16 protein-coding genes and 3 pseudogenes are annotated in these 12993 nt (G+C 68.1%); 11 read left to right on the top strand and 8 right to left on the bottom strand.

The annotated features are described in order from the left end of the window. Nucleotides 1–57: 57 nt before the first annotated feature. Together ACIBKY_RS52655 and ACIBKY_RS52650 are read left to right on the top strand one after the other, a co-directional pair. Nucleotides 58–741: pseudogene (locus ACIBKY_RS52655) on the top strand (IS5 family transposase); the annotation flags it as partial. A gap of 90 nt (nucleotides 742–831) precedes the next feature. Then, the gene (locus tag ACIBKY_RS52650; RefSeq protein WP_397109846.1) at nucleotides 832–1272 is read left to right on the top strand and encodes a hypothetical protein; all 441 of its coding nucleotides are present in this window, start codon (nucleotides 832–834) and stop codon (nucleotides 1270–1272) included. Between the two features lie 31 nt (nucleotides 1273–1303). On the opposite strand, the gene ACIBKY_RS52645 is transcribed toward ACIBKY_RS52650, so the two are convergent. After that, nucleotides 1304–1555 carry a hypothetical protein gene (locus ACIBKY_RS52645; protein ID WP_397109845.1) on the bottom strand — a complete coding sequence of 84 codons (252 nt, stop codon included), beginning with the start codon at nucleotides 1553–1555 and terminating at the stop codon, nucleotides 1304–1306. A gap of 20 nt (nucleotides 1556–1575) precedes the next feature. Continuing rightward, nucleotides 1576–1852 (bottom strand): annotated as a pseudogene (locus tag ACIBKY_RS52640) (GlsB/YeaQ/YmgE family stress response membrane protein). Nucleotides 1853–2047: 195 nt separating this feature from the next. Between ACIBKY_RS52640 and ACIBKY_RS52635 the strand changes: the two are divergent. From ACIBKY_RS52635 to ACIBKY_RS52625, 3 genes and pseudogenes are all read left to right on the top strand, one after another. Further along, on the top strand, nucleotides 2048–2647 hold the full coding sequence (locus tag ACIBKY_RS52635; protein WP_397109843.1) for a hypothetical protein: 600 nt from the start codon (nucleotides 2048–2050) through the stop codon (nucleotides 2645–2647). Between the two features lie 585 nt (nucleotides 2648–3232). After that, complete coding sequence (locus ACIBKY_RS52630; RefSeq protein WP_397109841.1) at nucleotides 3233–3391, top strand: hypothetical protein; 159 nt, start codon at nucleotides 3233–3235, stop codon at nucleotides 3389–3391. Between the two features lie 118 nt (nucleotides 3392–3509). Further along, nucleotides 3510–3608 (top strand): annotated as a pseudogene (locus ACIBKY_RS52625) (IS630 family transposase); the annotation flags it as partial. A gap of 171 nt (nucleotides 3609–3779) precedes the next feature. On the opposite strand, the gene ACIBKY_RS52620 reads toward ACIBKY_RS52625, so the two are convergent. Further along, a complete protein-coding gene (locus ACIBKY_RS52620; protein WP_397109961.1) occupies nucleotides 3780–4664 on the bottom strand; it encodes a WD40 repeat domain-containing protein in 885 nt (294 codons plus the stop codon). A gap of 540 nt (nucleotides 4665–5204) precedes the next feature. On the opposite strand from ACIBKY_RS52620, the gene ACIBKY_RS52615 reads away from it, so the two are divergent. Further along, complete coding sequence (locus ACIBKY_RS52615) at nucleotides 5205–5354, top strand: hypothetical protein (protein ID WP_397109839.1); 150 nt, start codon at nucleotides 5205–5207, stop codon at nucleotides 5352–5354. A gap of 168 nt (nucleotides 5355–5522) precedes the next feature. Here the strand turns inward: ACIBKY_RS52615 and ACIBKY_RS52610 are convergent, their stop codons facing one another. From ACIBKY_RS52610 to ACIBKY_RS52600, 3 genes are all read right to left on the bottom strand, one after another. Continuing rightward, nucleotides 5523–5840: a winged helix-turn-helix domain-containing protein gene (locus ACIBKY_RS52610; protein ID WP_397109837.1), complete on the bottom strand. Its 318-nt coding sequence runs from the start codon at nucleotides 5838–5840 to the stop codon at nucleotides 5523–5525. Further along, a complete protein-coding gene (locus tag ACIBKY_RS52605; RefSeq protein ID WP_397109835.1) occupies nucleotides 5840–6313 on the bottom strand; it encodes a hypothetical protein in 474 nt (157 codons plus the stop codon). Before ACIBKY_RS52605 ends, ACIBKY_RS52610 begins: the two co-directional genes overlap by 1 nt. A gap of 197 nt (nucleotides 6314–6510) precedes the next feature. Continuing rightward, nucleotides 6511–6801: a hypothetical protein gene (locus ACIBKY_RS52600; protein ID WP_397109834.1), complete on the bottom strand. Its 291-nt coding sequence runs from the start codon at nucleotides 6799–6801 to the stop codon at nucleotides 6511–6513. Nucleotides 6802–7113: 312 nt separating this feature from the next. Here ACIBKY_RS52600 and ACIBKY_RS52595 point away from each other — a divergent pair, with 312 nt between their 5' ends. From ACIBKY_RS52595 to ACIBKY_RS52585, 3 genes are all read left to right on the top strand, one after another. After that, on the top strand, nucleotides 7114–7569 hold the full coding sequence (locus ACIBKY_RS52595; protein ID WP_397109832.1) for an ATP-binding protein: 456 nt from the start codon (nucleotides 7114–7116) through the stop codon (nucleotides 7567–7569). A gap of 204 nt (nucleotides 7570–7773) precedes the next feature. Continuing rightward, nucleotides 7774–8118 (top strand): STAS domain-containing protein, encoded by a 345-nt coding sequence (locus ACIBKY_RS52590; protein WP_397109830.1) that lies wholly within the window; start codon nucleotides 7774–7776, stop codon nucleotides 8116–8118. Nucleotides 8119–8182: 64 nt separating this feature from the next. Next, nucleotides 8183–8440, top strand: coding sequence for a hypothetical protein (locus ACIBKY_RS52585; protein ID WP_397109828.1), 258 nt, complete (start codon nucleotides 8183–8185; stop codon nucleotides 8438–8440). A 165-nt stretch (nucleotides 8441–8605) separates the two neighbouring features. Here the strand turns inward: ACIBKY_RS52585 and ACIBKY_RS52580 are convergent, their stop codons facing one another. Both ACIBKY_RS52580 and ACIBKY_RS52575 read right to left on the bottom strand, forming a co-directional pair. Continuing rightward, the gene (locus ACIBKY_RS52580; RefSeq protein ID WP_397109826.1) at nucleotides 8606–9391 is read right to left on the bottom strand and encodes a PIG-L family deacetylase; all 786 of its coding nucleotides are present in this window, start codon (nucleotides 9389–9391) and stop codon (nucleotides 8606–8608) included. Between the two features lie 82 nt (nucleotides 9392–9473). Continuing rightward, nucleotides 9474–10172, bottom strand: a complete 699-nt coding sequence (locus tag ACIBKY_RS52575) for a class I SAM-dependent methyltransferase (protein ID WP_397109824.1) — start codon at nucleotides 10170–10172, stop codon at nucleotides 9474–9476. A gap of 238 nt (nucleotides 10173–10410) precedes the next feature. On the opposite strand from ACIBKY_RS52575, the gene ACIBKY_RS52570 reads away from it, so the two are divergent. Together ACIBKY_RS52570 and ACIBKY_RS52565 are read left to right on the top strand one after the other, a co-directional pair. Then, nucleotides 10411–11172, top strand: coding sequence for a response regulator transcription factor (locus ACIBKY_RS52570; protein ID WP_397109822.1), 762 nt, complete (start codon nucleotides 10411–10413; stop codon nucleotides 11170–11172). A 59-nt stretch (nucleotides 11173–11231) separates the two neighbouring features. Continuing rightward, a complete protein-coding gene (locus tag ACIBKY_RS52565; protein WP_397109820.1) occupies nucleotides 11232–12560 on the top strand; it encodes a sensor histidine kinase in 1329 nt (442 codons plus the stop codon). Nucleotides 12561–12993: the final 433 nt, after the last annotated feature.

Raw genomic sequence — 12993 nt, 5'->3', positions numbered from 1 at the left:
CCACCACCGCCGCGACATCGTCGAAGTTAGTTCAGTCAACAGGGCAACGGCTGCAAATGGCGAGCGCTCCCCTCCGACTTCCCACCGTTTCAGACCGTCTTCGGCTTCTTCGCCCGCTGGGCCCGTACCGGCGTCGTCGACCACATCCGCGACCAGGTGCGCCGCGCGATACGCCTGCGCGCCGACCGCTGCCCTAACCCGGTCACGGCCATCATCGACTCCCAATCAGTGCGCGGCGCCGCCACCGTGTCCAAGGCCACGAGGTCGTGGGACGGTGCCAAGCGAGTGAATGGGCGCAAGAGGACCGTCGCCGTCGACTCGGAAGGGCTGCCGCTGCTGGTGATCGTCACCCCGGCGGCCCTCACCGACCGCCAGGTCGCCCGCGACATGCTGACCCAGCTCCGGCAGCATCATCCCCAGCTCACCCTGGCCTGGGCCGACAACGCCTACAGAGGCGCCCTGGTCACCTGGGCGCAGCGCTTCCTGCGCCTCACCCTGAAAATCGTCAAGAAACCCGCCCACCAGCAAGGCTTTCAGGTCCTGCCCCGCCGATGGATCGTCGAGAGGGCGATCGGGTGGTGGATGAACGCCCGTCGCAACGTGATCGACTACGAACGCCGCCCTGACCACAGTGCGGCGCACCTGACCTGGGCCACGATCACGCTCATGACCAGACGTCTGGCCAGGAAGGGCTCACAACGGTGGACGCGCGATGGTGTCCAGATGGCGCACGCCGCCTGACCACACCGTCCTCGAACCGACGGCGGCTGTCGCGCTGGGGCCTTCGTCTCCGGCACGAGCCCACCTTCGCCTGATCACTACAATCCAGGCATGTTCGATCTCGACCCTGTGAAGTCGATCTTATCTCTGGCCCTGATCGGGCTCATCGTCGTGGGGGCGCGGGCCTGGCGCCAGCGCGGCAACAGGGTGCGGATCTCCATTCCGATGCCGTTGTTCACCCCAGTGGAGATCCAGGCCAAGGCCCACGACCTCATCGAAGCCGGACAGTTCGACGAGGCGGTCAAGCTTCTCAAGAAGGAAGCCGAGGTCTCCGGACCGGACGCTCTGCACATGGCCCGCACGCTGCGCCGCGGCGAACTCATGCCAGACTTCCCGGGCCGATGGCCGGAGGACCTGACCGGGCCGGTCACCGAATTCCTGGCCGAGGGACAGCGGAAGGCGGCCATCTTCCTAGTCCGCGACCAAAAGCAGCTCAGCCTTGCCGAGGCTGAGACGTTCGTCGACTCACTCGCCCGCGGAAACGCCGAGTAGGCGCGCCTGTGCTCTCACCGTGGCGTCCGCCTTACCAGTCCGAGCCGCTGTTCTGCTCCTTTGGGGAGCTCAGGGAAAGCGTAGGCCCATCGCCGTGCGGGAGCGGCAGTTCGGGGTCGGTGGCCAAGTCTCCGCTCTCCGCGCGGGTCATCGCGGCGATCGCCTGGTCCCGGCTGTAGGCACCCGGTCGCCAGGACAGAACCCATCGGCCGCGGGGTTCGGCTTTCGCCACCTGCTTGCAGCTGTAGCTGGTGATCCACTCACTGTCGAACTGCAATGTCATCGTCCTTCACTCCTCGGCGGTCACCTGCGTACGCCGCGCCTGCCGTACAGGCTGACGGTGAGGATGACGCCGACGGCGGCGACGGCGATCTGGAGCAGCAGCTCGATCCAGTCGATGCCGCCTGTCGTGGCGACGCCGAACGCGCCCGCGATGGCGGTGCCGATGAAGGCGGCGACGATGCCGACCACGATGGTCAGCCAGATGGGGATGTGCTGCTTGCCCGGGACGACCAGGCGGGCCGAGCGCTCCGATGATGGCGCCGATCACGATCGCGGTGATGATGCCGGTGATGGTCATGTGCTACTCCTCGTGGATCGGGAAGTGAAGCCGATCACCGACTGCCCGGCACCGGCCACCCCGCACCTGCCACGGAGATCCGATAGGAGGGAAGGTTGGCCAGGAAGGCTATAGTGGTTCGGTCCTCATCCCCGGAGATCGTCGATGCGTCTACATCCAGGTGAGACCGCAGCCGTCGGCTGGCGGGTGGTGACCGTGCTTGACGCCGTGCAGCGGTTACGTGATGCGTCTGCCGAGGTCATCGGGCGTCCACGGGTGATCGCGATCGACGGCCGGGGAGGCGCAGGCAAGACGACCTTGGCCGAGCGGCTATGTAAGACGGTAGCCAACTCCGCCATCGTCCACACCGACGACATCGCCTGGAACCACGCCTACTTCGACTGGGGCGCCGTGCTCGTCGATGACATCCTGCGACCCCTGCACCGGGGTGAAGCGGTGGACTTCCGCCCTGATGCCTGGATCAGCCATCACAGGCCCGGTTCGATCACCGTCCCCGCCCACACTGAGTTCGTCTGGGTCGAGGGCACCGGCATCATCCGCGAAGAGCTTGCCCCATGGCTGGACGCATCGGTGTGGATGCAGGGCGACCTCGGTGTGCAAAAGCGCTTGCTTGCCGTCCGTGACGGTGACTCCCCCCAACAGCGTGAGCACGTGGCGAACTGGCTGCTGCAGGAACTGCCGTTCCTGCTACGAGAACAGCCGTGGGCTCGAGCCACCATGATCGTCGCTGGTCCTCCGCACATCGACCACGACCCGGACACTGAGCTGATCGTCGCCCCACCGGCCACCTCTTAGGTGCAGGTCACGGGGCCATAGGGGGATGGGCACCGGGCAGACGCCGGCCGTGATCGCGGCCTCCATTCGGAGGCTGGCGACATCCCGCCCTGTCCCCCGAAGTTCTGCGTCACGCCGAACCCGGCCCATCGTCCATGTCGGCTGACCGACCCACGCCCAGGAATATGGGACAAAGCACACGTCACCCGGGCAGGGACCCCGACTGTGCAGATCTCGGCCTTTTGGCGGCGGGGATCTGGCGGTTGCTCATCCTATTGAGGCGTGTAGTGGGAGAACACCTCCCGTACCTCCTTGGGCGAGCAGGCGAGTGCGGTCTCGTCGGGGTCGTCGCCGGTGACATGTGGCAGGTGAATGACGAGTCGTAGGCGTCCCGTGCGTTGACCGGCGCGTAGAAGGCGCCGAGACCTGCGCGTTGCACGGTGGCGGTCTGCACGGCGTCGGCGTCGGCGGGCGACAGCCGCCGTAGGTCGGTGGCGATGGGGCCGTCGTGGCTGGCGTGCATCGCCGCCTCAACCGTCGAGAGCACAAGACCGAGCGGTGATTCTCCAGGAATCACCGACGACGCCCTGCGGCTCTCACCAACCGGTGGCGCTACCGGCCGCCGCCGTCGCACTGGAGGTCGTGACCGACCGCAGCGCTGTCACCGCTCTGGGGCGAGCGGGGTCAAGGCGCGGGCGGACACGCGCGGGCGCCGCGGCCACCGGCCTGGGCCTGTATCTCGCCGCCGTGGCCGACTACCGGTGACCGGCCATTCCTCACGCGCCACGGATAGAAGTGCGCGCAACCGGCTAGGCCTTAGGGCTGGTGGGGCGGTGGGCCGGTAGGCAGGTCGCGTTCGGAGAACATGTCGATCAGGCGGCCCGAGCGCACCTTCGCCTTCGACGAGTTCGGACCGCTCGGCATCCGCCCCACCGCCGGATCGGGCTGGGCACCACAAGGCGAGCCGGATCGGCTGCCGGCCCCCGCCTGGAGTGGATGCTGCTGGGTTACGGGTTCGCTACAGCGGGCGGCTTTTCGGCCGCGAGTCGTCATCGTGGGGAGATGGCGGTTTCCTCCCTGGACAGCCCGCCCTCTGCGTCGCATCGTCGGCGTGGCGGGCGGATGAAGGTGACCGCGGGGCTGGCCTGGCATGTCATGGGGAATGCCACAGTCGTACGGTGTTGTCGCTGCTCGCGGTGGCAATCGTCCATCCGTCCGGGCTCCAGTCGACAGCCCGGACGCTGTCGGTGTGACCGTGCAGAACGCCTTCCTGCTCGCGGGTGGCAACGTTCCAGACGCGTGCCATGTCGTCGAGGCCGCCGCTGACCAGGCGGCGGCCGTCGGGTGAGAAGTCCAGGGAGTAGACGCCGTGCGTGTGCCCGTCCAAGGTGGCGACGAGCACGCCGGTGGAGGCGTCCCAGAGCCGGATGACCGGATCACCGCCGCTCGCCCCGGCGAGGATTTCTCCACCGGGACTGAACGCGACAGCGTCCAGGCGTGCCGTGTGCCCAGCCGCGGTGACGAGCGGACGGCCCGTGGCGACCGACCACGTCCGTGCCGCGCTGCCCGCCACATTGGCCGCGACGATGCGGCCGTCCGGGCTGAAGTCCACCGACTCCACCACATCGCCCGCCGCGAAGACGGCCGTGCCCTGGCCGCTTCGCATGTCCCAGAACCGCAGCGTGTCATCCGCACCGCCGCTGGCAAGGGTGCTCCCGTCGGGAGAGAACCGCAGCGCGCGCACGCCGGCGGTGTGCCCGGACAACGCGCCGCCTGTCTCGTTTGTGGCGAGGTCCCAGAGCCTGATCACGTCGTCTCCGCCCCCGCTGGCGACGGTCCGTCCGTCCGGGCTGAATGTCGCCGACCAGACCGTCGAGGTGTGCCCGGACAACTCCGCGCTCTGCCGGCCCGTGGCCACGTCCCACAAGCGCACCATGTCGTCCGCTCCCCCAGAAACCAGGGACCGCCCATCTGGGCTGAAAGCGACTGTGTACACGTTGCTGTTGCGATGCGACAGGATCTGTCCCGCGACCCACACCTTCCCGGGCGGTACGGCAGGACTCGCGCGCTTCGATACCTGGCTGGTCCGGGGCACCTGTGCTTTCGAAAGGTTCCAAACGGACAGGCCCACGCCACCAGCCGCGAGCACGACCAGGAGAGCGATCCAGACCACCGCTGTGCGGCCCCGCTGGCCGCCGCGATCGGCCACGGGCCGCGCCGGTGGCGCGCTGGCGGCAGGCGCCGTTCCGCCGAGGGCCCGCTCACCGGGCGCGGTGGGTGCAGGAGGAACCACACGCCGAGCACCGCCACGATCGCGCCGACAACTCCGGCGAGCTGATCGGCAAGCTCCAACCCCGCCACGAAAGCGAAAACCGCCAGGCCGGCCGCAACAGCAATCAGAACGGCAGCGACCAGAAGCCGGCGACTTTTCCTCATGACCAGGACATCATGACCTCTCCCCCACCACCACGTCCGGCCGACAAGAAATCTACGTGGTGTTCCCGTGCCAGCCCGGCGAGCACGGGGCATCAGGCGTGCCAAGTTGATCGGTCGCCGGTCCCCGTTCCTGGGACCGGCGGTGGTTGCGGCGGCATGGCCCCCGCTCGTCCGCCGCCGCCTCGGCCACGCCTCCGCCGAGACCTCCCAGCTCTACACCCTGCTGGCCGACGACGTCGCCGACGCCGAAATCCGCGCCGCCCGACGCCGTCGCGACCGAGGAACGCGCTGACCAACGGCTCGTTCCTTCGCGTCACTACCCCGGCGAATCGGTCCCCGGACCGCACGAACCGCTGAGGCCTCCAGCTAAGTTACTCGCGGGTACCTCAAACCTGCAGCGTTCGCGATCTTCGGGCAGCAAGGGGAGATGTCATCCCGCTGCCCGTCCCACAGCCGCCATCTAGTCGGTGGTGGACTGGCCGGCGGAATCGCGGGCGAGGGCGACGATCCGCTCCAGGGCTGCCGCGTGTCGCTGGAAGGCCAGCCGTCCCATCGGGGTGATCTGCACGTACGTACGCCGTGCCCGCTTGTCCTGGTCCTTGCGGACGGTGACGTATCCGGCGGCGGTGAGCGCGGAGACCTGTTTGGACAGCGCCGAGTCGCTGGTGCCGACCGAGTCTCTGAGGAAGCCGAAGTCCACCCACTCGGCCGGCGCCAGCAGCGCCACGACCGACAGACGCGCCGGGACGTGCAGGAACTCATCGAAGAGCGGATCCATCAGGCGACCCCGCTGCCCTGCTGGACGATCGACTTCATGATGGAGCGGTTCACGGGCGTGGCCGCAAGGTAGGCCACGGCCGCCACGATCGCGCCCGCGACGGCCTGTGACAAGAGCCCCTGAGGCGGCAGGTCGAACAACGCGAAGGTGGCGATCCGGCCGATGATGAAGGCCGCCATGATGCAGGCCAGCAGCCCGCAGTGGAACAGCATCTCCTGACGGGTGGCTTTGCGGCGGACCGAGGCCCAGTGCTCGTAGACGATCCCCACGCCCATGTACAGGACCGTCCCGAGCGCCAGGCCGACGAAGTCCCAAGGGTGTGGCAGGTCGATGGTCGCGAAGGCGATGAAGAGGCCGAGCGCGGACAGGAGCACGCGCGGAAGCGCGAAGCTCTGGCGGAGGAGCTGCTGCCGGGTCTTGTCCTGGAGGCGGTGGATGTCGTCGAGCGAAGTCTGGGCGTCGTTCTGGTTCATGGGACCATCCCCTGAGTCGACTACTTTCCTGTGAGGAAAATACCATCTTTTTTCCTCACAGGAAAGTAGTCGCGCGGGATCTGATCCGCCGCACTGGCGGCGGCTCGGGGCACGACGAGCATCGGAACGGAAATCCCCGTTAGCGGCGTGGAGCCGCCCTTCCCACCGTGATTTCCGTTCGTACCCGAGGTGCTCGGTCAAGGTGCGGCGGTGGGCGCCGCCCAACTGCTGAGGAGCCGGAGCGCTTGCGCGGTCGGGGAGCCCGGCTCGGCGTTGTAGACGCACAAGGTCTGGTCGGGGTCGCCCGGAGGCTGGAGGGACTCGTAGTGGAAGTGCAGCTCGCCGACGAGGGGATGGTGGTAGTGCTTGGTGCCGTGCGTGCGGCGTAGCACGCGGTGGTCGTTCCACCAGGAGCTGAACTCCGGCGAGCGCAGGGTGAGCTCGCCGACGAGGTCGGCGAGCCGGCTTCGTCCGTGCCAGACGTGCACGCTGCGCCCGGTGATCCCGGCCGGGACGGCGATGATGTGCCCGGGCCCGCGGCGAGGATGCCACGACCTGCTCGGCGCGGGTTCACGTCAGGCCGGGGCCGCGTGGGGTCGACCAGCTCGGCGGCCGCCTCAATCAGGGTGCCATCGACCAAAGCCCCGCTGTTCAGGGACACCTGATCGCCCGACGCCGCGCCCCGGCTCGGATGTTCACGCCATTCACGGGCAGGGGGGCAGGGGTGGAACCACGGGGGCAAGCGCCTAGGGTGATCGCGGCTGCTGATGGCGAGCCGGATGGGGTGGGAGACGCGAGAGGTGGCGAACAACGAGTTCGGCCCGGAGCCGGATGGTAACGGGCCGGTCAGCGTGATGGTGACGTTGGGCCGGTTGGGGGCCGCCCGCCAGCTGGCGGCCGCGACCGCGCGCCGGATGGGGATGCGTCCGAGTCTGATCCCCGACACCATAATCGCCATCAATGAGATCACCACCAACGCGGTAACCCACGGGCGCGCTCCGGCTCGGCTGCGGATCTGGCGCGACAACGGCGACCTCGTCGTCGAAGTCCGCGATCGTGGTCACTGGACGAACCCGGCCACCGTGGTCGCCGGCGACCTGTCCGCCGATCTGCCCCTCAAGCCGGTCCCCGGCGGGCGCGGGCTGTGGATCGCCCGCACCATCGCCCGTACCCTCACTGCGGACACCACTGCGGACACCGCCATGAGCACCGCAAACGCCAGCACCCGCGTCACGCTGCGGTTCGCCCTGACCTGAGCCCAACCCAGGACCAAGCACTGCGGCCGCAGGGTGCTGTGGAGGGTGACAAGAGGGTGGGCCGGCAGAGCTCGCAGGCACGTGGACACGACATGGCGACGGGGCTGAGCTGGGACACACCGGCCTGGAAGGACCGCTCTCCGGCGACCGTCGTGGGCTGAATGGGATTGCCGTAGGGTTGGTGTGGATCATCTGGAGGTTGGCGTGGAATACGCGCTGAGCGAGGCCGGCGGCGTCACCGTCGTGACCGTCGACGGCGAGATCGACGCCTCCACCCTGCCGCCTCTGCACGCCGAGATCCTCCACCTCCTGCAGCGGCCCGGCCTGTGTCTGATCATCGACTTGGCGGCGGTGACCTTCCTGGACTCCAGCGGCCTGTCCCTGCTGATCGAGGCCACCAACCGCCTCCGGGACAACGGCGGCCGGCTCGCCGTCACCAGCGCCGTCCCCCACCGGCTGCGCGTCATCTGGCTGACCGGCCTCGATCAGTTCCTGCCCCTGCACGACAGCCTGGACGCGGCCCTGCATCACATGCGCACCACCGCGTGAGCGGCCGCACCATCACGCACACCAGCCTTGATCGTTTCTGCATCGGATTGCCTACCCTGGGGCCATGACACTGCACTTCGACAAGGAGTGGATCACCAGCGACCGCTGCAAGCAGGTGGCCAAAGCCGAACCTCGCGGCCGATGGGTGCTGTCGTGGCGGCCCGGCACCTACAGCCGGGACCAGGCGATCGCCGCGATGACCCGCGCAGAGAACGGCGACCTGGCCACCGACCCCGAACAACCGCTCCCGCACGCCGACCGGCCGATATCCTCCCCGAGCTCAACCAAGGAGCGGCAAGAGCCGGAAGCAGGCCCACAGTAGCCAAGCGAGAACGGCGTGCGCGGATATCCAGGATGAGGATGAGCGCGTCATCACGGATGAGGGACATGGCGATATCCCGGCATCCTGGCTGACCGGCCTCGGCGTGGGGGTTGGCGGCTTGATGTGCGGCTTCGCGTGGCTGCCGGGTGTGGTCGCCTCAAGCGCTCAAGAGTCCGAGAGGGTGGTCAGCGGGGCGCCGGTGTAGGAGACGCGTCGATACCACTCGTTCGCCAGCATCTGAGCGCGTGCCTGTTCCGGCAGTGACGTGAGCAAGGTCATCGACGCACCACGCCCGACCTCAGATTCATGCGCATGCATGGCCGCCCACTTGCGCTCGGACCACCGTCCGACGTCGAGGTGGGTGGTGACCTGCTCGTCGGGGACGCCTGGCAGCTTCTGGTCCGGTTCAGGAAACGTTCCGAACACCGCTTGCCACTGTGACACTACGACGGACCGCGGGATGGTCGCCAGGTAGAGGGCGCGCGGCCGCCAGGGATCGCCCAGACCTCGGTAGAGCTGGTCGTACCCCGCCGCTTCGACCGCGGCCATGGTCACCCGATGTACCTGCACGTGATCCGGATTTCCGTATGAGCCGTAGCCGTCATAGGTGAGCACGACATCAGGCCTGAACTCCCTGATGTGCTCAACGACCCGGCCCACCGCCTCGTTGAGCGGCACGTCCAGAAAACGCGGGCTGCCGGACGCGGATTCGGGCTTGCGGGCGTCGGCGTAGCCGAGCAACCTCGGTTTGCCGGCGCCGAGGATGTCCAGGGAACGCTCCAGCTCTGCGGCCCGTTGGGTTCCCTGGGCCCACGTGCACGTGACGACGGCGGTCCTGGCGCCCTCATCGGCGTATTTGGCCAGGGTTCCACCGGTCCAGATCGCCTCGTCGTCTGGATGCGCATGCACGCATAGCACCCGAAATGCCACTTGAACCTCCAAAGTGATCAACGGCCGGTCATCGTAGCGCCCATGCACCCATTCCAGTGCTCGCGTGGCAGGCCTGTCCGTCCGACAGCGGCCTTTCGTGTGATCATGAACGTGGAGCCGGATCTGCGGTCTCAGGGGCGTCCCAGATCATGGCGTGCGGGCCCACATTACGGAAACGGGCGGTGGGGAAGACCTCTCGGTAGATCCGCTCGAACTGTTCCCGGCTGAGGTAGCGGTCGCTGACCCGATGATCCAGCCATGCTCCGGTGGACAGCCGGAAGATCTCCCACGCCTGCGCCTGGTTCCGCCGGACGAGGTTGCGAAGGAGCTTGCGCACCGCGCCTCCGTAGAGCCACCAACGCGGGTTGGCGGGTCGTGGCGAGACGGTGTCGACGAGCACGGCCCGCCCGCCGGGGGCGACCAGCGTTTCGATGTGGTGCAAGGCGGCCCGCAGGTCAGGAACGTGGTGCAAGGTCGCGACACTGAGTACGAGGTCGTAGTGGCCCATGTCCCCGACGTTGAGAAGATCTGCTTGCCGGTAGGTGATGTTGTCCCGGGCGCGTTTGGCCTGAGCCAGGTCGATCATCGGACCGGAAAGGTCGACGGCGTCAACGTGCGCGAACCGCTCAGCGAGGACCAGCGTGTGCTTGCCAGTGCCGCAGCCCAGGTCCAGCGCCCGTCGGCCGCCGGCTGACAGGAGTTCTGGCAGCCACTTCCCAAGGTTGTCGCCCTGAAGCTCGTGCAATCGCTCGTACTCCTGGGCGATCCGGTCGAAGGATTGCGCGTCGGCGCGGTTGGTCATCTACCATCTCCTGTCAGCGTTCGGGGCGACCTGCCCGGGACGAGTACCCAGGTGCCGGAGATGTGCCGTACGCGCCGGTAGGCGAACCGGCCCAGGCGACAGCAACGTGGACAAGATACGCTCCAAGGCGGGTGACTGGATCACAGGCAGGCCGCCTGGCTGGGGCCGCTGCCGTTCCAAGCATGGTGCCGGACGGCGCCCGACGGTCTTCGCGGCTGACCTTTCACATGCAACTCCCATGAAGGCACGCCGCTGCGCGAGGATCCCCATCGCGAGGAGAAGCATCATTCTCGAACCAGCAGACCCGCCGGTCAGAGCGGCCAGGCTGCTCGTGGCGGACGACGAACCCGCCATCGTGGACGCCGTCTCCCGCTTCCTGCGCCACATCGGGCACGAGGTGCGTACCGCCACTACCGCGCTGCAGGCGCTCACTGCGGCTCGCATGTTCATGCCGGAGCTGATCCTGCTCGACGTGATGCTGCCCGACTTGGACGGCTTCGAAGTGCTGCGCCGTATCCGCGCCGACGGTCTTGAGGTCGCGGTGGTGTTCCTGACCGCGCGGGCCAGCCGCAAGGACGTGGTCGCCGGGCTGGCTGCGGGCGGTGACGACTACATCGCTAAGCCGTTCGGCCTGGACGAGGTCGCCGCGCGGGTGGATGCGGTGCTGCGCCGCGTGCGGGGACGGCAGCCCGACGACTACGTGCTCCGGGTGGACGACCTGGCGCTGGACACCAGGAGCTACAGGGTACGGCGCGGCGATGTGCCGATCGAGCTGTCGCCCACCGAATACCGGCTGTTGCGCTACCTGATGTTGCACGCGGGACGGGTACTGACCCGGGCTCAGCTGCTGGAGCACGTCTGGAGTTACCACTTCGGCGGCGATGACACCGTGGTGGCCACCTACATCAGCTATCTACGCCGCAAGATCGACGCGTTGGGGCCGCCGCTGATCCACACGCGCAGAGGCGTCGGCTACTGCCTGCAGCCCGCCGCGTCATGAGCCGTCCAGCCCGGCAACCGTTGCGGCTCCGCCTGACCGTATTGGTGGTCGGTTTGTGCGTGCTGGTGCTTGCGGTGACCGGCTCGGCCACGCTCGTTGTCCTGATCGGCTCGCTGCACCAGCGGGTGGACGCCCAGCTTGCCACCACCGTTTCCGGCCTGCGCGCGCTGGCCACCATCGAGCACGACCTTCCCGGCCGGCTGATCCCTCCCGAGCGCACCTCCTTCGGCAGTCTCTACCTCGCCGTCCTGGAGCCGGGCAGAACGCCCCGCGGCCCCGGCCCGGCGCTCGCCCTGCCGCTTCCCGCCCCGGGAGAACGGGTGACCGTGCCAGGCACCGGTTCGGGCGCGGCGCGCAGCTACCGGGTGATGACCACCCTGCTCGCCGGCGGGCACGTGGGGGTGATCGGGCTGAGCCTGGACGAGACCGAGGACGCCGTCCATACCATGGTCGCCGTCGTCGTCATCGTCGAAGTGCTCGGAGTCACCATCCTGGGTTTGCTCAGCGCCTGGATCGTGCGCCGCGAGCTGCGTCCGCTGGAGAGCGCGGCGCGTACGGCGGACCTCATCGCCGCTGGCGACCTCACCCATCGTCTGAGCCGGTCCGGCGAACCGCCGCTGAGCACCCGAACCGAGGTCGGCCGCCTGGCCGTCGCGCTGGACCGCATGCTCGACCAGATCCAGGCCGCTTTCGAGGGGCGCGACACCTCCGAAGGCCGGCTGCGGCAGTTCGTCGCCGACGCCTCTCACGAACTGCGCACCCCGCTCCAGTCCATCCGTGCCTACGCGGAGCTCTACCTCAGCGAGGCTCTGCCGGACGCCGTCGCCAAGCGGGAGGCGGTCGAGCGGATGCACGCCGAGGTGCGGCGCATGGCCAGGTTGGTGCAGTCGCTGCTTCAGCTCGCCCGCTTCGACCAAGAACACGAGACCGACTTCCAGGCCTTCGACCTGACCAGCGTCGTCCTGGACTGCTGCCGCGACGCCGCCGCGGTCGAGCCCGGGCGGCCGCTGACCTGGGACATCCACGAACGCATCACGCTCGTAGGCGACGAGGAGCAGCTCAGCCAACTCGTCGGCAACCTGCTCGGCAACGTGCGCATGCACACCAACCCCGGCATCTCCTGCCACCTCGATCTGGCCCCGGAAGGCGACGAAGTGGTGCTACGAGTGACCGACCAGGGGCCGGGCATTCCTGATGAGGTCCTGCCGTACGTGTTCGACCGCTTCTACCGGGCTGACAAAAGCCGTAGCCGGGCGAGCGGCGGCAGCGGGCTCGGCTTGGCCATCGTGGCGGCCATCGTCGATGCGCACCGCGGCCGCATCCGCATCGACAGCCCAGATGGGCAGGGAACCCGCATCGAGGTACATTTGCCACGCTGCGTCCGATGACGATCCTCGTCCAGCACACGCGGCACCCAGATCCCCCGCCAGCAGACAGCCTGCGGCGCCGTCTCGATTCGCACGCGTGAGACGCCGACCAAGTGGCTCGAGCGCGCAACGGCAAATTCCCTCATCGCCGTGCCTGGCGTGTCGCCTGTTCGGTGCGTTTCATGAGTGGTCACATGATGCACAGCCGCCGAGACCGATGCCGCCCTGGGCATCGGCCGTTTCATAGGTCGGTGCGAGCAGCCAGGCTCTTGAAACGGACCTGTGAAACACCTTCCGCGTGATCGTCCCTGGGCCGGTTGTCAATTTCCGGAGTCGTATGCACTGATGCCCGAAGTTCTGTGAGCCTTTTCCATCTTGATCAGCGGCCATCTTCAGCAGTCTGAAGTACGAGGATGGCCTGCACGATCGCGGTAGCTCGATGCGGGCAGCAGCG

It is taken from the genome of Nonomuraea sp. NPDC050394 (assembly GCF_044459065.1).
Classification (GTDB): Bacteria; Actinomycetota; Actinomycetes; order Streptosporangiales; family Streptosporangiaceae; genus Nonomuraea.
The sequence above is the reverse complement of the archived record's forward strand: the minus strand, read 5'-3'. Positions and strand labels throughout refer to the sequence as shown.

What these genes read in the sequence shown, in the direction of transcription:
- ACIBKY_RS52585 (WP_397109828.1), top strand. Translation starts at nt 8,183, where the DNA reads ATGACACTGCACTTCGACAAGGAGTGGATCACCAGCGACCGCTGCAAG.
- ACIBKY_RS52570 (WP_397109822.1), top strand. Translation starts at nt 10,411, where the DNA reads ATGAAGGCACGCCGCTGCGCGAGGATCCCCATCGCGAGGAGAAGCATC.
- ACIBKY_RS52650 (WP_397109846.1), top strand. Translation starts at nt 832, where the DNA reads ATGTTCGATCTCGACCCTGTGAAGTCGATCTTATCTCTGGCCCTGATC.
- ACIBKY_RS52610 (WP_397109837.1), bottom strand. Translation starts at nt 5,840, where the DNA reads ATGGATCCGCTCTTCGATGAGTTCCTGCACGTCCCGGCGCGTCTGTCG.
- ACIBKY_RS52645 (WP_397109845.1), bottom strand. Translation starts at nt 1,555, where the DNA reads ATGACATTGCAGTTCGACAGTGAGTGGATCACCAGCTACAGCTGCAAG.
- ACIBKY_RS52605 (WP_397109835.1), bottom strand. Translation starts at nt 6,313, where the DNA reads ATGAACCAGAACGACGCCCAGACTTCGCTCGACGACATCCACCGCCTC.
- ACIBKY_RS52575 (WP_397109824.1), bottom strand. Translation starts at nt 10,172, where the DNA reads ATGACCAACCGCGCCGACGCGCAATCCTTCGACCGGATCGCCCAGGAG.